The 18,184-nt window shown below is 54.2% G+C and carries 16 protein-coding genes and 1 pseudogene; 5 read left to right on the top strand and 12 right to left on the bottom strand.

All coding sequences use genetic code 11. From position 1 onward, the window contains the following. Positions 1 to 3: 3 nt before the first annotated feature. The 7 genes from pyrB to arcA all read right to left on the bottom strand — a co-directional run bounded on the left by pyrB (position 4) and on the right by arcA (position 6,640). Positions 4 to 936 (bottom strand): aspartate carbamoyltransferase, encoded by a 933-nt coding sequence (gene pyrB / locus AAE045_RS02175; RefSeq protein WP_455425855.1) that lies wholly within the window; start codon positions 934 to 936, stop codon positions 4 to 6. Positions 937 to 978: 42 nt separating this feature from the next. Next, positions 979 to 1,083 (bottom strand): pyrBI operon leader peptide, encoded by a 105-nt coding sequence (locus tag AAE045_RS02170; RefSeq protein ID WP_455546284.1) that lies wholly within the window; start codon positions 1,081 to 1,083, stop codon positions 979 to 981. Between the two features lie 103 nt (positions 1,084 to 1,186). Further along, the gene (locus AAE045_RS02165) at positions 1,187 to 1,675 is read right to left on the bottom strand and encodes an arginine repressor (protein ID WP_455546283.1); all 489 of its coding nucleotides are present in this window, start codon (positions 1,673 to 1,675) and stop codon (positions 1,187 to 1,189) included. Between the two features lie 157 nt (positions 1,676 to 1,832). Next, positions 1,833 to 3,302, bottom strand: coding sequence for an arginine-ornithine antiporter (gene arcD, locus AAE045_RS02160; RefSeq protein WP_455546282.1), 1,470 nt, complete (start codon positions 3,300 to 3,302; stop codon positions 1,833 to 1,835). A gap of 74 nt (positions 3,303 to 3,376) precedes the next feature. Then, on the bottom strand, positions 3,377 to 4,381 hold the full coding sequence (argF, locus tag AAE045_RS02155) for an ornithine carbamoyltransferase (protein WP_455546281.1): 1,005 nt from the start codon (positions 4,379 to 4,381) through the stop codon (positions 3,377 to 3,379). A gap of 109 nt (positions 4,382 to 4,490) precedes the next feature. After that, positions 4,491 to 5,402, bottom strand: coding sequence for a carbamate kinase (locus tag AAE045_RS02150; protein WP_455546280.1), 912 nt, complete (start codon positions 5,400 to 5,402; stop codon positions 4,491 to 4,493). 17 nt (positions 5,403 to 5,419) lie between these two features. After that, on the bottom strand, positions 5,420 to 6,640 hold the full coding sequence (gene arcA / locus AAE045_RS02145; protein WP_455546279.1) for an arginine deiminase: 1,221 nt from the start codon (positions 6,638 to 6,640) through the stop codon (positions 5,420 to 5,422). A gap of 676 nt (positions 6,641 to 7,316) precedes the next feature. Here arcA and AAE045_RS02140 point away from each other — a divergent pair. Next, a pseudogene (locus AAE045_RS02140) lies at positions 7,317 to 7,768 on the top strand (YhcH/YjgK/YiaL family protein). Between the two features lie 83 nt (positions 7,769 to 7,851). Here the strand turns inward: AAE045_RS02140 and argF (AAE045_RS02135) are convergent. After that, on the bottom strand, positions 7,852 to 8,856 hold the full coding sequence (gene argF, locus AAE045_RS02135; protein WP_455546278.1) for an ornithine carbamoyltransferase: 1,005 nt from the start codon (positions 8,854 to 8,856) through the stop codon (positions 7,852 to 7,854). Between the two features lie 164 nt (positions 8,857 to 9,020). On the opposite strand from argF (AAE045_RS02135), the gene rraB reads away from it, so the two are divergent. Further along, positions 9,021 to 9,446 (top strand): ribonuclease E inhibitor RraB, encoded by a 426-nt coding sequence (gene rraB / locus AAE045_RS02130; protein ID WP_455546277.1) that lies wholly within the window; start codon positions 9,021 to 9,023, stop codon positions 9,444 to 9,446. Positions 9,447 to 9,491: 45 nt separating this feature from the next. Here the strand turns inward: rraB and AAE045_RS02125 are convergent, their stop codons facing one another. Then, positions 9,492 to 9,995: a GNAT family N-acetyltransferase gene (locus tag AAE045_RS02125; protein WP_455546276.1), complete on the bottom strand. Its 504-nt coding sequence runs from the start codon at positions 9,993 to 9,995 to the stop codon at positions 9,492 to 9,494. Positions 9,996 to 10,256: 261 nt separating this feature from the next. Between AAE045_RS02125 and AAE045_RS02120 the strand changes: the two genes are divergently transcribed. The 3 genes from AAE045_RS02120 (at position 10,257) to AAE045_RS02110 (ending at position 13,026) form a co-directional block, all read left to right on the top strand. Continuing rightward, positions 10,257 to 11,174, top strand: a complete 918-nt coding sequence (locus tag AAE045_RS02120; RefSeq protein WP_455546275.1) for a hypothetical protein — start codon at positions 10,257 to 10,259, stop codon at positions 11,172 to 11,174. A 292-nt stretch (positions 11,175 to 11,466) separates the two neighbouring features. Further along, positions 11,467 to 11,691 carry a hypothetical protein gene (locus AAE045_RS02115; RefSeq protein ID WP_455546274.1) on the top strand — a complete coding sequence of 75 codons (225 nt, stop codon included), beginning with the start codon at positions 11,467 to 11,469 and terminating at the stop codon, positions 11,689 to 11,691. Positions 11,692 to 11,784: 93 nt separating this feature from the next. Further along, entirely contained in the window at positions 11,785 to 13,026 is a 1,242-nt protein-coding gene (locus AAE045_RS02110) for a S8 family serine peptidase (RefSeq protein WP_455546273.1), read from the top strand. Between the two features lie 80 nt (positions 13,027 to 13,106). On the opposite strand, the gene AAE045_RS02105 is transcribed toward AAE045_RS02110, so the two are convergent. The 3 genes from AAE045_RS02105 to pepA form a co-directional block, all read right to left on the bottom strand. Further along, positions 13,107 to 15,962, bottom strand: a complete 2,856-nt coding sequence (locus AAE045_RS02105) for a valine--tRNA ligase (RefSeq protein WP_455546272.1) — start codon at positions 15,960 to 15,962, stop codon at positions 13,107 to 13,109. A gap of 6 nt (positions 15,963 to 15,968) precedes the next feature. After that, entirely contained in the window at positions 15,969 to 16,427 is a 459-nt protein-coding gene (locus tag AAE045_RS02100; protein ID WP_455546271.1) for a DNA polymerase III subunit chi, read from the bottom strand. 82 nt (positions 16,428 to 16,509) lie between these two features. Then, the gene (gene pepA / locus AAE045_RS02095; protein WP_455425843.1) at positions 16,510 to 18,021 is read right to left on the bottom strand and encodes a M17 family metallopeptidase; all 1,512 of its coding nucleotides are present in this window, start codon (positions 18,019 to 18,021) and stop codon (positions 16,510 to 16,512) included. Positions 18,022 to 18,184 lie beyond the last annotated feature (163 nt).

Here is an 18,184-nt window from a genome sequence, read left to right as displayed (position 1 = left end):
CACTTAAACCAGTTCGCGATTCAAAACCAATGCCAGCAGCGCCTGGCGAGCAAAAATACCGTTGCCTGCCTGCTGGAAATACCAGGCGTGCGGCGTCTTATCCACGTCGGTGGTGATCTCATCCACGCGTGGCAGCGGGTGCAGCACCTTCATGTTTTCGCGAGCGCCAGCCAGGTCAGCCGCGCGCAGCACGAACTGGGCCTTCACGTTGGCGTATTCGGACGGATCCAGGCGCTCTTTCTGCACGCGGGTCATGTACAGAATGTCCAGCTCGGTGACCACGTCGTCGATGGCCTCGTGGCAGCTCCACTCAATGCCTTTCTCATCCAGCATATCGAGAATGTACTTCGGCATCGCCAGGGCGTTCGGCGCGATAAAGTAGAAGCGGTTGCCGCTAAATTTCGCCAGCGCCTGGGCCAGAGAGTGCACGGTGCGGCCATATTTCAGGTCGCCGACCATGGCGATATGCAGGTTTTCCAGACGTCCCTGGGTTTCCTGGATAGTAAACAGGTCGAGCAGCGTTTGGGTCGGATGCTGGTTTGCTCCGTCGCCCGCGTTGAGAATGGGCACGCTGCCGGAAAATTCCGTCGCGAGGCGGGCCGCGCCTTCCTGCGGGTGACGCATCACGATGGCGTCAACGTAGGTGCTGATCACCGAGATGGTGTCCGCCAGCGTTTCGCCTTTCTTGCCCAGCGACGTATTGCTGCTGTCGGAGAAGCCGACAACCGAGGCGCCAAGACGGTGAATGGAGGTTTCGAAAGAGAGACGTGTGCGTGTTGAAGCCTCGAAGAAGCAGCTGGCGATAACCTTGTGCTTAAGCAGCTCCGGCTGCGGGTTTGCCTTAAGCTTAGCCGCGGTAGACAGCACCAGCTCAAGCTCTTCACGACTGAGATCGTTGATGGAAATGATATGTTTTTGATAGAGCGGGTTAGTCATGCTTATCTCCTGTTCTCGGCGTCGGGCAAAAAAAAAGGCCCCTCAACGAGGGGCCTTTGGAATTGATTGAAGCAGCGGAAAGAAAAACGGGGTCGCATCGTCTTTCAGACGACGGGGTGTGACGCTGTTATGAACACACTGGACCATGCTTCCTCCCGGCAAATTGTGGCGCATTATACGCGCGTGGTTGAGCTTGGCAAGCGGGAACTTCACACTTTTTTATACATGGGCAATCGGTTGCTGTGAATACTCATGCAATTTCATGCAGCCCCAGCGTCTGGATAATCCGGCGGTGAACCAGCGGCGTTTTTTTCACTTCGCGCGGGGCTATCCACACGACGCTGCTGCCCGCGACGACGCCTAAAATCTCTGGCAGAGCGCGGTAATCAAGAATTTTTGCCACGGCGCGGCCATAGCCTGCCACGGCGTGAATCATAATAAATTCGGCGTTATGCTCGACGCTTATCACCATCTCCGCCACCGAGCGGGCGGCGTCCGGCTCTGGCTGCTCCTGAGGATTCAGCGCATAGATTTTTTGCCCTTTGGCGTTGCGCATTTTAATGACGCCCAGCACCTTCAGCAGCCGGGAGACGGTAGACTGGCTGATGGCGGCAAAGCCGTGGCGCTGCATATCCCGGCGCAGCTCTTCCTGAGAGTGGTAGCTTTTATGGACGATAAGCCGCTGGCAGAGTGTCAGCTGGCTCAGCTCTTTTTCGGAGGTTGTGCGGGAAATCCTCATCGTATTCACCATTCCATGATTTTAATGGGTGATTAATTTACGCCGATTATGAAATTATTCTGCTTAATGGATCTGACTTTACTGTTTTAACTCATTAAAAATGTTGTAAAAATTGTAAATGACAGAATTTATCGCCCCCTAGGGGGCGATAAGTGGATTAAGCGATCTGTATGGCACCGCGAATGACGAGGTTTAACGTCCAGGCCGCGACGACCAGCAGCGCCACCACAATGGCCCACTCGTAGCCTTTGAGCAGCGGCTGTCCCTGTTTCTTTTTCTGCCACAGGAAGACCGCAAGCCCAGGCGTGAACAGCAGGGAGCTAAGTAACATGGAATCCCCGGCGGCGTAGCACAGCCAGAAACCGTACACGGTGGCGATAACTCCCAGCACGATGCCGCCGGTGCGGGACTCCCCGTTTTTATAACGTTCACCAGTCCATGCCAGCTTCAGGCCGTAGGCGGCGCTGAACAGGTAAGGAGGCAGGATTGCCGCAGTGGCGATGGAGAACAGCGCCTGGTAACCGGCCTGGTAGAACAGCGTCAGGATGAGAAAAAGCTGGATTAAACCGTTGGTGATCCACAGGGAAAACGAAGGGGAGTGGCGCGCATTTTCTTTGGCAAAGACTTTCGGGAAAATACCGTCGTTAGCGGCCACGCGGGGCAGCTCTGCGGCAAACAGCGTCCAGGCAAGCAGCGCTCCGGCAACTGACAGAATCACGCCACCGGCAACGAATTTCGCTCCCCAGGGGCCGACCACATTTTCCAGCACGCCCGCCATTGAAGGGTTTTTCAGCCCGGCAAGCGCTGCCTGATCCAGGATCCCCATCGACAGCACGCTCACCAGCACGTAAATCGCCAGTGCGCCCAGCAGCCCAATCACCGTGGCTTTACCGATATCGCTGCGGTTTGCCGCACGGGCGGAAACTACCGTTGCGCCTTCGATGCCGATAAACACCCAGGTGGTGACCAGCATGGTATTTTTCACCTGATCGAACAGCGCCGGTTCTTTACCGTCGACGATCATCATCCGCCCCCAGAAGTCAGCGGTGAAGACGCCGATCTTAAAGGCGATCAGCACGGCGACGATAAACACCAGCAGGATCACTACTTTCACGACGGTCAGGATCGTATTGATATATGCCGCTTCCCGCACGCCACGCAGCACCAGCGCGTGAACCAGCCACAGCACCACTGACGCACCGATAATCGACGGCAGGTTGTTCCCGTCGCCAAATACCGGGATGAAAAAGCTCATCGCGCTGAACAGCAGGACGGCGTAGGAGACGTTGCCGAGCCAGGCAGAGAACCAGTAGCCCCAGGCGGACTGGAAGCCAATAAAATCACCAAATCCGGCGCGGGCGTAGCTGTAAACCCCACCTTCAAGCTCCGGGCAGCGGGAGCTCAGGTTTTGATAGATAAACGCCAGGCAAAGCATCCCGACGCCGGTAATCACCCAGCCGATGAGCAACGCACCGGGTGACGCAACGGAGCCAAAGTTTTGCGGCAGGCTGAACACCCCGCCGCCAATCATTGAACCAATGACCAGCGCAACCAGCGCGCTGAGCCCTAATTTTTTTTCTGTGGTCGCGGACGTCGCTGCGACATCCCCGTGGGTAACATCGGCCATTTTCCTTTCCTCCTGCGGACTCTGCCGCACGAATGCACATCCGGCGGCGAGGGGACCCCCGCCGCCGGTGGGGATTACTCTCCGAGCGTGGCAACCATAACGGCTTTAATGGTGTGCATGCGGTTTTCCGCTTCGTCAAAGACGATGGAATTCGGGGACTCGAAGACCTCTTCGGTCACCTCCAGCCCTTTCAGGCCGTACTCGGCTTCGATCTCTTTGCCCACTTTGGTCTGCTCGTTGTGGAAGGCGGGCAGGCAGTGCATAAACTTGACGTTCGGGTTGCCGGTGGCTTTCAGCACGCTGCCGTTCACCTGGTAAGGGGTCATGATGCTCACGCGCTCCGCCCAGGCTTCTTTTGGCTCACCCATCGACACCCAGACGTCGGTGTAGAGGAAGTCGACGCCCGCCACGCCTTCTTCCACGCTGTCGGTCAGCATGATGCGGCCGCCGGTTTCTTTGGCGATGGCCCGGCACTGTTCCACTAGTTCAGCCTCCGGCCAGAAGGCTTTTGGCGCGACCAGGCGGATATCCATGCCCATTTTTGCCGCGCCGACCATCAGGGAGTTACCCATGTTGTTGCGGGCATCGCCAAGATAGGCAAAGGCGATTTCCGGCAGCGTTTTCTGCGGCGCGTGTTCCAGCATGGTCATCAAATCTGCCAGGATTTGCGTCGGGTGGAATTCGTTGGTCAGCCCGTTCCATACCGGCACGCCGGCAAACTCACCCAGCTCCTCGACAATGTCCTGGCCGAAGCCGCGATACTCGATGCCGTCATACATCCGGCCAAGCACGCGGGCGGTGTCCTTCATGGACTCTTTATGGCCAATCTGCGAACCGCTTGGGCCGAGATAGGTCACCTGCGCGCCCTGATCGAAGGCGCCTACTTCAAAGGCGCAGCGGGTGCGGGTAGACGTTTTCTCGAAGATCAGCGCGATGTTTTTTCCGGCCAGCGTTTTCTTTTCGGTACCGGCTCTTTTCGCGGCCTTCAGGTCGCGCGCAAGATCGATAAGGTACTGGATCTCTGCAGGCTTGAAGTCCAGCAGTTTCAGGAAGTTGCGGTTTTTCAGGTTGATGGTCATTGTCTCATCCTTAATTTTTTGGTGGATGGCGCTATCGCTTATCCACCCTACGAATCGGTAAATTTTCCAGGCCGGGAAAGCGCAGCGTCTCCCGACATGATTTCGGAGATTATTCGCGGATCAGCGTGCCTTTCTCACCGGCCAGAATTGCCGGGCCATCCTCCAGCGCGCCAATCCCGGCGATGCCGTGGCACTGGGCGACGAATCGGCTGCAGGCGGCGACCTTCGGCCCCATAGAGCCCGCATCGAACTTCATGCCGTCCAGCTCCTGCGGCGTGATATGGCTAATCGGGCGCTGGGCTGGCGTACCCCAGTCGAAGTAAACCGCGTCGGCGTCGGTGAGGATCAGCAGGGCGTCGGCTTCTATCTGGCGGGCGAGCAGGGCGGCGGAGAGATCTTTATCGATCACCGCTTCAATGCCGTGGTAGCCGTCGGCTTTCTCCACCACCGGCACGCCGCCGCCGCCGTTGCAAATCACCAGGTGATCCCGCTGGATAAGCGCGGTAATCGCATCGCTTTCCACAATCCGCTTAGGCTGCGGCGACGGCACCACGCGGCGGTAGTACTGGCCGTCCGCCTTCACTGACCAGCCTTTCTCCGCGACCAGCGAATCGGCCTGCGCCTTGTCGTATACCGGGCCGATGTATTTGGTCGGGTTCTGGAACGCCGGATCTTTGGCATCCACTTCCACCTGGGTCAGCAGCACGCTGACTTCCCTGTCGGGCAGATGGTTTTTAAGCGACTGCTGAAGCATGTAGCCGATCATTCCCTGGCTCTCGGCACCGAGAATATCGAGCGGGTAAGGCGAAACTTTCTCATAGGCGCTGTTCTGCAGCGCCAGCAGCCCCACCTGCGGGCCGTTGCCGTGAACCAGCACCACGCGCCACGAAGAGGTGAGGCGGGCAATAGTCTTAGCGGCAAGATCGATATTCTTACGCTGCGTGTCGGCTTCCAGCGGCTCGCCGCGTTTCAGCAATGCGTTGCCGCCAAGCGCCACGACCAGGGTTGGTTTGTGTTCCATTTCGTCTTCTCCTTGCCTCAGATACCGTCACGTTCAAGCGGGCAGCTCATGCAGCGTGCGCCGCCGCGGCCGCGGCCCAGCTCGTCGCCCGGAATGGGCAGCACGGTGATCCCTGCCTTATCGTATTTTTCGTTGGTCCAGATATTTCGCTCGTAGCCGATAACCACGCCCGGACGCACGGTCAGCACGTTGTTGGCGTCATTCCACTGCTCGCGCTCGGCTTCAAAGGCGTCACCGCCGGTGGTAATGAGGCGGACCTGGTCAATCCCCAGCGCCTGCTCAATGGCGTGCAGCAGGTTTGGCTCCTGATGCCGCTTGATGCCGCCTTTGCCGTCCGGCGTTAGCGTCCAGCACTGGGCGTCTTTGCGAACCACTTCCGGGTAGACGGAGAAAGTGTCGATGTCGATATGGGTCATGACGGTATCGAGGTGCATACAGGAACGGTGCTTCGGCAGCTCAACGGCGATAACGCGCGTCGCCTGCTGATGCTTGAATAAGGATTCAGCCAGGAACTCTACGCCCTGCGGCGTGGTGCGTTCGGAAAGTCCGATTAATACCGCGCCGCGCCCGATGACTAATACATCACCGCCTTCTAATGTGGCGTGATCGTAATTAATGTTATCGTCGCCATAATATTTAATGAAATTGCCGTCGGTAAACGCCGGATGCCAGCGATAAATCGCACGAAGGTTATTTGTTTCGCGCTGGCGGGCGGCTTTCGCCATTGGGTTAATAGAAACGCCGTTATATATCCAGCATGACGTATCACGGGTAAATAAATGGTTAGGCAATGGCTTCATAATAAAGTCCGTTGCCTCGTGGGTATCGACGACCATATTCTGAATATAAGTCGGGATTTCGGCGTAGGTCAGCCCACCGCTCAGGTGACGGGCAAGCTCACGGTGCGGCATATCGGCCAGCCAGCCGCGAATATCAGAGGCGAAGGCTGGTCCCAGGCGATAGTCGGAGATCTGCGTCTCCAGCAGCCAGGCTTTGGCATCAATCACATCCAGCGTCTGGGTTAATAAATCGGTCAGGAGTAAAACTTCCACCCCTTCGCCGCGCAGGGTATTAGCGAAGACATCGTGCTCTTCCCCGGCGCGCTCGACCGATAAAACATCATCAAATAAAAGCTCCTGGCAGTTGGAAGGCGTCAGTCTTTTCAGGCTGAGATTGGGGCGGTGCAGCATGACGCTGCGTAATTGGCCAATTTCGGAACCGACATAATGTTTGTCCATGACTTTACCTTTTCATTAATCCGCAGATGAAAATACCTGTGATGCAAATTTATTTGCACCGGAGTTGAAATATGTTTGTCGTCTTGCCTGAGGACGTATCTTAATTTCCTGAGAACTATTTAATGTGAGGGTTATCACGTGGGCAAGGTGGTTTTTCATTCTCTGATAATTAATTGATAAGGGTCAGGTAATAACAAATAAGCGATGGGTGATGAATGAATAAATAAGCGTTGTGATGCCAGTTTTATCTGAATGCTGTTAAAGTAATGTTATTTTATGCAAAAAGGTGAATTTCATAACCAATTGAATATAAATATTATTTTTAGCCTTGATGCATAAGTATGCGGTCAGGTAATACTTTCATCTCCGGCGAGAAATTAAACCGCAAATAGTTATGATTGAATTTGCACTTATTGACGTGATTTAAAACGTGATCGCGGGTTTGTTTTTTATCACAGCCTTTAATTATCAATATGATAGGCTCATTCTCAAACCGAGAAATTTTCAGGTTATGCTCAATTCCTGCATAAAAACCTCAGCGCCGCCGCCGGGCCGCGGCAACTTTTGCGATAACTATGCGCCAGCGCGAATTTTGGTAAAAAAGCCGTAGCCAGAGAAGGGGAACTTTCGTATAAATACGATATTAAAACATCGTTTCAAAATGGAGCTGAGCATCATGATTATCGGTAACATCCACTCTCTACAAAGCTGGCTGCCTGAAGAGCTACGCCTGGCCATCGAACACGTTAAGCAGCACGTCACGCCGCAAACGCCTCCCGGCAAGCATGATATCGACGGCAACCGGCTGTTCATGCTGGTCTCCGAAGACAGCACCGAGCCGTTTGCAGACCGCAGGGCGGAGTTTCACCAGCGCTATCTCGACATTCAGATTGTCATGCGCGGCCAGGAAGGCATGACCTTCAGCTGTCTGCCCGCCGGTACGCCGGACACCGACTGGCTCGCCGATAAAGACATCGCGTTCCTGCCGGAAGGCGAACAGGAAAAAACCGTCGTGCTAAGCGAAGGGGATTTTGTGGTGTTTTATCCAGGAGAGGTACACAAGCCGCTGTGTGCGGTAGGAAAGCCGGAGACCGTGCGTAGGTAGTTGTTAAGCTTCTGGTCGCATAACAGGGTGTCGGATGGCGCTAACGCTTATCCGACCTGATGGATTTTCACCCTCTCCCCTTCGGGGAGAGGGGCGGGGTGAGGGGCTAATGCACCAACGTCGCGACCATCACCGCCTTAATGGTGTGCATGCGGTTCTCCGCCTGATCGAACACGATGCTATGCGATGATTCAAATACTTCGTCCGTGACCTCCATGCCGCCTTTCAGATCGTACTGCTCAGCCATCTGCTTACCCAGTACGGTCTGGTCGTCGTGGAACGCCGGGAGGCAGTGCAGGAACTTCACCTGCGGATTGCCCGTCAGCGCCAGCATCTCGCTGTTAACCTGATAGGCGCGCAGCAGGGCGATACGCTCGGCCCACTTCTCTTTCGCTTCGCCCATCGATACCCACACATCCGTATAAATGAAGTCTGCGCCTTTTACGCCAGCGGCCACATCTTCCGTCAGGGTGATCTTACCGCCGGTTTGTTCTGCCAGCGCCCTGCATTTCGCAACCAGATTTTCGTCCGGCCAGCAGGCCTCCGGGGCCACAAGGCGTAAATCCAGCCCGGTCAGCGCGGCGGCCTCAAGCATTGAATTACCCATATTGTTACGGGCGTCACCGGCATAAACCAGCGTCATCTCTTTGAAGGATTTACCCGGCAGATGCTCCTGCATGGTCAGCAGGTCCGCCAGCAGCTGGGTGGGATGGAATTCGTTTGTCAGGCCGTTCCATACGGGCACCCCGGCAAACCCGGCCAGCGTTTCGACGATCTCCTGACCGTAACCGCGGTACTGAATGCCGTCGTACATTCTGCCCAGCACGCGGGCCGTGTCCTTAATTGATTCTTTATGCCCAATCTGGCTGCCGCTTGGGCCGAGATAAGTGACGCGAGCGCCCTGGTCATAAGCGGCAACTTCGAAAGAGCATCGTGTGCGGGTTGAGTCTTTTTCGAAGATGAGCGCGATATTTTTTCCGGTAAGCTGCTGAGTCTCTGTGCCTTTTTTCTTGTCGGCTTTAAGCTTCGCGGCGAGGGTCAGTAATTCGTTGAGCTGGGCCGGGGTAAAATCCAGTAATTTAAGAAAGTGCTTTTGGTAAAAGTGACTCATCTTTTCCTCACATGGCTCATGCCACTTATTGAATTAAAATTCAATTTATATGGATGGATATTCATTTGCAACCCCCGCGTCGCAAATCTTTCGCGGGAAAGGTGGAGGCAAACCCATGCGTGTGTGAAAATAGAAGTATCTGCCGACAAACTGAGGAAAGGGCCATGGCAAATCCAGAACTGCTGGAAGAGCAGCGCGAAGAGACGCGTTTGATTATTGAAGAATTACTGGAAGATGGCAGCGATCCGGACGCGCTGTACACCATCGAACATCACCTTTCTGCAGACGATTTCGAAACCCTGGAAAAAGCAGCGGTTGAAGCGTTCAAAATGGGTTATGAAGTCACCGACCCGGAAGAGCTGGAAGTGGAAGAGGGTGAAACCGTCATCTGCTGCGACGTGCTGAGCGAAAGCGCGCTGAAAGCCGAACTGCTGGACGAGCAGGTTGAACAGCTGCTGGATCTTGCCGAGAAATTTGGCGTGGAATACGACGGCTGGGGCACTTACTTTGAGGATCCTAACGGCGAAGAAGGCGAAGAGGGCGACGAAGAAGACCTCGTGGACGACGATGACGACGGCGTTCGCCACTAACTCCCTCGTGCAGCGGCTCCCCGCCGCTGCACTGCTTTGACTGGCTTATAACGTTTTCAACATTCTCACTTCGCAGTCTACGTGCCCGGTACAGCCCAGCGGCTCGGAGATGTGCTCAAAGCCAAGACGTTCGTACAAAGCGATGGCTTCCGTCAGGAATGCCGTGGTTTCCAGATAGCAGCGCTTAAAGCCTTCTTCCCGCGCAAAGTCCATGGCCTGCAAAGCCAGCCGCTTCGCCAGCCCTTTGCCGCGCACCACCGGCAGGAAATACATTTTCTGTAATTCGCAGATGTCCGGTTCGCTACAGCTCAGTGGCGCCACGCCGCCGCCGCCGACGACCTTACCTTCCATCTCCACAACCCAATACGCGTGCCCGGGCCTGCTGTAAACCTGGAACAGCTCGTCGAGATTGGGGTCCGCGACGGTGTAGCCTTTGTCGGCGGTTAGCCCATATTCAGCTGAGACCTGGCGGATCACGCGGGCGATAGCGGCATTGTCCCTGGAAGCCATGCGGCGCATGTTCAGCTTTATCGGTGCGGCGGTTGTCATAGCGTTGCTCTTTGAACTTTAAGATAGTGAAAGAAGCAGTTAATACCACTGCTATGTCAGTTACGCAAGTTTTGCTCGTTCCGTGTAACGTTATACTGGTTTAAATATTTATAGCAGATGTTATCAATAAATATAATTCATCCGGATAATGAGCTTATCTGAGTAAGTCTGATATTTCCTGATGACAGAAAAGCCAGCCGCCGGGATTAAATTATCCAGACGCTAAAAACTTCTTTTAGCGAATTCAAAGGAATTAATATTATGGCTAATTCAATCTGGACTAATCTTGAACATCTCTCTGTTTCTTTACCAAGTGGTGACACTCACGGAAAGATTTATGCAAACGGGAATATGCAGGTTGCTGTACAGGTAAATGTTAAAGCCGTCGATAAACACGGGCTGCCCGTACAGCTTATCGAGGAAGATATCGATTCGATAGTGCTGATTGATAACAATTCAGGGGGCAGACTCATGAACGGCTGGGGCTTCTCCCGCTCGGAAAACAGTTACTTGCATACCATGCCAGATCAGGTTGCTGAGAAAGCTCCCGGTGAAGAGGTCGATCCCCGAGTTCAGATATTTACCTTCTGGGTAAGCTGCCATGTGGTAAGTATTATTGCTATTGGCGCAAGTATTGTGGCACCTGACGGAACGGTCTATAACACTCGAGAAGCGGGTTCCACATTTTATTCCTATATCATGCTTGAAGGTGTAAATATTCCTAAATATACACTGACGGATGTCGATTTCACTCGGTTTGACACTGCCAAACCTGTTTCATCTACCGGGATTATAGTTGACCAGGATAACTACTATCTCTCACTGAAGAATGGTTTAAGCATTGTCGCTGTAGACTGGATGACGAATGAAATTCCTCTTTTCGCTGCGATTAACCAAAGTAGCAGTGCCCAACTTTATTATGCCTGGCCTCTTGCGTACGCCAGCCAGTATGTCATTAATGATTCACCTGTTGCCGGTTTGGGGGAGCTTGAGATTATCATCAACGACCGTGCAGGCCAGGTATGCTTCAGCCGTATCGCTTGCGGTAACGTTCCGCTCGACGCTGTCATTGATACTGCTGCGACATTTACCGTTTTCGATCAGTACGGTACAGCGGGGCATTTCTCTGTTACCCAGAATGCTAAATCGTTTATGATGAAGATAGAAAATTACCTGTAAACACGATTAGCTGTTGTATAAGAAAAGGCCGCCTGTCGTAAGACTGGTGGCCTTTTTAGCTATAAACGCAAGCGACACAGAGGCTTCGCTGCCCATCGTGCTTTGTTTATGGGGGCGTTTGATAGTGGTATATCCAAAATGATTTTATTATATTTTAAATAAAGCCCTCAAAAATTTATGTTGATATGAAATTATAAGTACTGATGACCATCTGCCCTTTCCCATTGTATAGAATATTAAGTGCTGATTGATTTACTAAGCAGCTAACGATTCTTTTGATGAGGAAATGAACATGTGTGAGAAAGTAGAAATATACAAAACGCTGGCGGCAGTTCCCGCAATTCATATCGAGCTAGCCAATATCGTGCTCCCCTGCAGCCTGGCTCTTTACCAGAATAATAAGCTGCTTAATACAGCGCGGATTAATAGAAATAACCATATATTCACCATTACTGACAGCGGGGAGTATTATGTCGTTGCCACCATCGAGAATGGTCGTGAGATAGCTTCGGAATAAATCACCGTTTATCCTGGAGAGTTTAAAAATAAAGATACAAATAAAGTCCTCACCTCAACCCGTAAAGTCAATCTTAAGGGCTATGAGCCGTTGATGGATGCTATTCCAGGTTTCTATATTGAGATGAAAATCCTCAAGGGGAGATTTGCTGCCATGTCTCCTGTTCTGCATGCTTTGCTGGACGGAGGTGCAGTGAAGCAGAAAACGATCAACGTTGATTCTTTTGCCGAACATCACTCAATTCATAACTATGAATATTACCAGATTCATTCGGTTAAGGACAAAGTGAAGGCAGCAGATATTTGCCAGAAAGTCGAAGCCCTCGACGATGTCGTTTTCTGCTCGGTAGTCCCCGACGTCAAGAATTTAGCCGCCCCGGCAATAGAGCAAAAAGAGAATGTCGTCATCCGTGATGTCGCTGAAATTCCCACGCCGGACTTTACCAGCCAGCAAAACTACCTGGCCGCACCGAAAGGGATGAACATTCTACCTCTCTGGGAAAAAGGCTATGCGGGGCAGGCTGTTAATATCAGACATCTTGATTTTGGTATTTATCATAATCACGAGGATTTCCAGAGCGGCAATATTATTGTTGTTGCGAGCAGGGATGAATCTGAGGACTGTAATCACGGCACCGCCTCAACTGGTTGCATTGCGGCAAGCGCAAATGGCTTTGGCGTGACGGGTATCGCTCACTCCTCTTTATATTATTTTTATGACACCGACTATTTAGACAACATTATGGAACACGCTCAGCCGGGTGAAATTGTGAGCCTGAATATTCAGACGATAACGGACGATGGTTATCTTCCTATCATCGCGATTAAAAGCTGGTGGGATACGATCAAAAACATAACTGAAAAAGGGGCGATAGTGATAGCGTCGGCGGGGAATGGCGGACTTGATCTTAGCAATACGGCTATTTGCCCGGATTATGGCGACTGCGGCGCGATTCTGGTCGACGCCTGTAACCCGGACAACGGGCGCAGAATGTGGTACTCAAATTATGGTCACTATACTTCAATGATCAACTCGTGGGGCGAGAGTGTCACTACCGCAGGCTACAGCTCGCTCCAGGATATGCCCGGCCACAACAGAGATTACACCGATAGCTTTAACGGTACTTCCAGCGCGACGCCATTGTGCTGTGGGGCTCTGGCGCTGCTGCAGTCTTATGCCAGAAAACAGCGTTTGACCATCACGCCGCAGGCAATGAGGGAGCTAATCGCGCAGTCTGACTATCTTGAAGGTCTCATCGATCATATCGGCAGGCGTCCGAACGTGGAGCAGCTTACCCGGATTATTGATAAAGCTATCCAGGCTTCCCTTGCATGAGCGGTCTTATTCGCTGCCAGGATAAACGAAAAAAGGCTATTTGCCGGAGGGCAAATAGCCTTTTCAACGCTTGCTAACGGTTACAGCGCGGCAATAACAGCCTGCTGCTCGATAAGCTTAGCTTTGGCATCGGCGAAGCCTGCCAGACGCTCGCGCTCTTTCGCGACCACATCCGCTGGCGCACGCGCCACAAAGCCTTCGTTTGAGAGCTTGCCTTCGATTTTGCCAATCTCAATTTCGATCTTAGCGACTTCTTTGGCCAGACGCTCGATCTCCGCCGCTTTGTCCACCAGGCCTGCCATTGGGATCAGCAGCTCTGCGCCGTCGATGATTTTGGTCACGGAAACCGGACCTTTGTCATCCACCGGCAGAATGGTGATGCTTTCCAGGCGGGCCAGGTTCTGCAGGAAGGTGCGGTTGTCGGTTACGCGACGGATCGCCTCTTCGTTGCAGCCGCGCAGCAGCACGTCCAGACGCTTGCTCGGCGCGATGTTCATCTCGGCACGGATGTTACGCACCGCGGTGATCACGTCTTTCAGCCATTCGGTATCAGAGAACGCAGCTTCATCGTCCTGCGCGCTGTTATACGCCGGGAACGGTTGCAGCATGATGGTATCGTCGGTGATGCCTTTGAACGTTTTCACGCGCTGCCAGATGGTTTCGGTGATGAAAGGAATAATCGGATGCGCAAGACGCAGCAGACCTTCCAGCACGTTAATCAGCGTATTACGCGTGCCGCGCAGCTCGGCCTCTGTTCCGCTGTTCATCACCGGCTTGGTCAGCTCCAGATACCAGTCGCAGAACTGGTTCCAGGTGAATTCGTACAGGATGTTAGCCGCGATATCAAAGCGATAGGTATCCAGCGCTTCGCGATATGCCTTCACCGTGCGGTTGAACTCGGCCAGGATCCAGCGATCCGCCAGCGAAAGAACCATCTCGCCGCCGTTAAAGCCGCAGTCCTGATCTTCAGTGTTCATCATCACGAAGCGGCTGGCGTTCCACAGCTTGTTACAGAAGTTACGGTAACCTTCCAGACGCTTCATGTCCCAGTTGATGTCGCGACCGGTTGAGGCCAGCGCCGCCAGGGTAAAGCGCAGGGCATCGGTGCCGTGCGGCTCGATGCCGTTCGGGAACTGCTTCTCGGTGCGCTTGCGGATTTTCTCCGCCAGCTGCGGCTGCATCATGTTGCCGGTGCGCTTCTCAAGGAGATCTTCCAGGGAGATACCGTCAACCATATCCAGCGGATCGATAACGTTACCCTTGGACTTGGACATCTTCTGCCCTTCGTCGTCGCGGATGAGGCCGGTCATGTAGACAGTTTTAAACGGCACCTGCGGCTTGCCGTTTTCATCTTTGATGAAGTGCATGGTCAGCATGATCATGCGGGCAATCCAGAAGAAGATAATGTCGAAGCCGCTGACCATCACGCTGGTTGGGTGGAAGGTGCGCAGCGCTTCGGTGTTCTCCGGCCAGCCGAGAGTGGAGAACGTCCACAGGCCGGAAGAGAACCAGGTATCCAGCACGTCTTCGTCCTGGTTCAGCGCAACGTCTGCACCCAGATTGTTTTCAGCACGCACTTCCGCTTCGTTGCGGCCCACGTAGACGTTGCCTTCGGCATCGTACCAGGCCGGGATGCGGTGACCCCACCACAGCTGACGGGAAATACACCAGTCCTGAATATCGCGCATCCAGGAGAAGTACATGTTTTCGTACTGCTTCGGCACGAACTGGATGTCGCCTTGCTCTACCGCTTCAACGGCAACTTTTGCCAGCGGGGCAGTGCGCACGTACCACTGGTCGGTGAGCATTGGTTCGATAACCACGCCGCCACGGTCGCCGTACGGTACGGTCAGGTCGTGCGGTTTGATTTCGTCGAGCAGGCCCATTTCGTCAAATTTCGCGACGACGGCTTTACGCGCGGCAAAGCGCTCCAGCTTCTGGAACTCAGCCGGGATATCGCTGCTGTAAACGGTAGATTCTTCGCCGTTGGTATCGAACACTTCTGCCGTTTCGCGGATATCGCCGTCGAAGGTCAGAATGTTGATCATTGGCAGGGCGTGGCGGCGGCCAACTTCGTAGTCGTTAAAGTCGTGCGCAGGCGTGATCTTCACGCAGCCTGTGCCTTTTTCCATGTCGGCGTGTTCGTCGCCAACGATTGGAATGCGGCGGTTAACCAGCGGCAGCACCAGGAACTTACCGATAAGATCTTTATAACGCGGATCTTCCGGGTTTACGGCCACGCCGGTATCGCCCAGCACGGTTTCCGGACGGGTCGTTGCCACGACAAGGTAATCTTTACCTTCGGCGGTTTTCGCGCCGTCGGCCAGCGGATAACGCAGGTGCCACATGGACCCTTTAGACTCGCGGTTTTCAACTTCCAGGTCGGAAATGGCGGTGCGCAGTTTCGGGTCCCAGTTTACCAGGCGCTTGCCGCGATAAATCAGGTCTTCTTTGTACAGGCGGACGAACACTTCTTTCACCGCGTTGGAAAGGCCATCGTCCATGGTGAAGCGCTCGCGCTCCCAGTCTACGGAGTTGCCAAGACGACGCATCTGACGGGTGATGGTGCCGCCAGACTCGGCCTTCCACTGCCAGATTTTGTCGATGAAGGCGTCGCGGCCGTAATCATGGCGGGTTTTGCCCTCTTCGGCGGCGATTTTGCGCTCGACGACCATCTGAGTCGCGATGCCGGCGTGGTCAGTCCCCGCCTGCCACAGGGTGTTTTTGCCCTGCATGCGCTGGTAGCGGATCATGGTGTCCATGATCGTCTGCTGGAAGGCGTGACCCATATGCAAGCTGCCGGTAACGTTCGGCGGTGGGATCATGATGCAGAAGCTTTCCTGGCTGGTGTCGCCATTAGGCTTGAAGTAGCCCTGCTCTTCCCAGTGCTCGTAAAGCGGCTGTTCGATGTCTTGCGGGTTATATGTCTTTTCCATTGTCTGCTATGTCGTTCCCGGCGGGGTATGAGTCGCCGTAGTCAAGTGGAAACCAGCAACGCGGTACGCCTTATAGCGCTCACGGGCCAGTTGTTTTTGAGTGTCTTCGTAAGGGACGAAGTCTATCACTTCATGGAAAGCGGTGGCAAAATCTGCGAACTGTGGCAGCAGGCTTATCAGGATGTCGCGAGACGAGCTGCCGCGTCGCGCGGGCCAGGCCAGCTCTACCGGGGCGCCGTAACGCGGGCCTTCTCCGGCGAGATTGTGGGGCACAAAGGCGCTGGCATCGCGCTGCCAGAGCGCTTCGTCCAGGCGGATAGCCTGCTGCTCATCCACACAGGCTATCAGCACGCGCTTACCCGCCCGAAAACATTCTGCCGCAAGTTCACACACCGTTTGCTCGACGGCGTTCAGCCCATCGAGATGGGTGTCGTTGTCCAGCAGGTAGAACGTCGCGTTTTTCATTTTACTCGCATCTTTCGATTTAGCCGTTTCGTAGGGTGGATAAGCAAAGCGTCATCCACCATTTTCTCTACAAAATTATCGCTTACTCTTCGCCGTTAAATCCGGAGCGATTCAACAGGAATTGTGACAGCAGCGCTACCGGACGGCCAGTTGCCCCTTTTGCTTTCCCTGAACGCCAGGCGGTACCTGCGATATCCAGGTGCGCCCAGTTGTACTTACGGGTAAAGCGGGACAGGAAGCAGGCCGCGGTAATCGCGCCGCCCGGGCGGCCACCGATGTTTGCCATATCGGCGAAGTTGGACTCCAGCTGATCCTGGAACTCATCGGCAATCGGCAGACGCCAGGCGCGGTCGCCCGCCTGCTCGGATGCGCTGATAAGCTCGTGGGCCAGCGGATTGTGGTTGGACATCAAACCGGTGATGTGATGGCCCAGGGCAATCACACAGGCGCCGGTCAGCGTCGCCACGTCGATAACCACTTCCGGCTCGAAGCGCTCAACGTAGGTCAGCACGTCGCACAGTACCAGACGGCCTTCCGCATCGGTGTTCAGCACTTCCACGGTCTGGCCGGACATAGTTGTCAGCACGTCGCCAGGACGATAAGCGCGCCCGCCCGGCATGTTCTCACAGCCCGCCAGCACGCCGATGACGTTAATCGGCAGGTTCAGCTCTGCAACCATACGCATCACGCCGTACACGGACGCCGCACCGCACATGTCGTACTTCATCTCGTCCATGCCTTCGGCAGGCTTGATGGAGATACCGCCGGAGTCGAACGTCAGCCCTTTGCCAACCAGCACAATCGGGCGAGCATCCGGTGAATTATTACCTTTGTATTCGATAACCGACATCAGGGATTCGTTCTGGGAGCCGTCGCCCACCGCGAGGTAGGAGTGCATCCCCAGCTCTTTCATCTGCTGTTCGCCAATCACGCGTGTGACAACGTTCTTGCTGAAAGAGTCCGCCAGCTGGCGTGCCTGAGAGGCGAGGTAAGCCGCGTTACAGATGTTTGGCGGCATATTGCCAAGATCTTTTGCTGCTTTGATGCCTGAAGCGATAGCCAGGCCGTGCTGGATGGCGCGCTCGCCGCTGGTCAGCTCACGGCGCGTTGGCACGTTAAAGACCATTTTACGCAGCGGACGGCGCGGCTCACTTTTATTGGTTTTCAGCTGATCGAAGCAGTAAAGCGACTCTTTCGCCGTTTCTACCGCCTGGCGCACTTTCCAGTAAGTATTCCGGCCCTTAACGTGCAGCTCGGTCAGGAAACACACTGCTTCCATGGAGCCGGTATCGTTGAGCGTATTGATAGTTTTCTGGATAACCTGCTTATACTGACGTTCATCCAGTTCGCGCTCTTTGCCACATCCGATGAGCAGAATACGCTCGGAAAGCACGTTCGGAACGTGGTGAAGCAATAAAGTCTGGCCTGCTTTTCCCTCAAGCTCACCACGGCGCAACAGGGCGCTGATGTAGCCATCGCTGATTTTATCGAGTTGTTCGGCGACCGGGGACAGGCGACGCGGTTCAAAGACACCCACAACGATGCAGGCACTGCGCTGTTTCTCTGGGCTACCGCTTTTTACACTGAACTCCATGCACTACGCTCCTGAATCTTAAAGACAACGGCGGTGGCTACGGCTAGAATTGCAAGCTCTCGTAACACAGATCCGCTATTGCGATGACTTCGTGTTAATCTTAACGAATGTTTTTGTACGGTTTCGGCAACGTCAGTTAAAACACCCTGTGGCATCATAGCGC

This window comes from Dryocola clanedunensis, from assembly GCF_038405435.1.
In the GTDB taxonomy this organism is placed as follows: Bacteria; Pseudomonadota; Gammaproteobacteria; order Enterobacterales; family Enterobacteriaceae; genus Dryocola; species Dryocola clanedunensis_A.
This window is presented reverse-complemented; position numbering and strand designations above follow the sequence as displayed.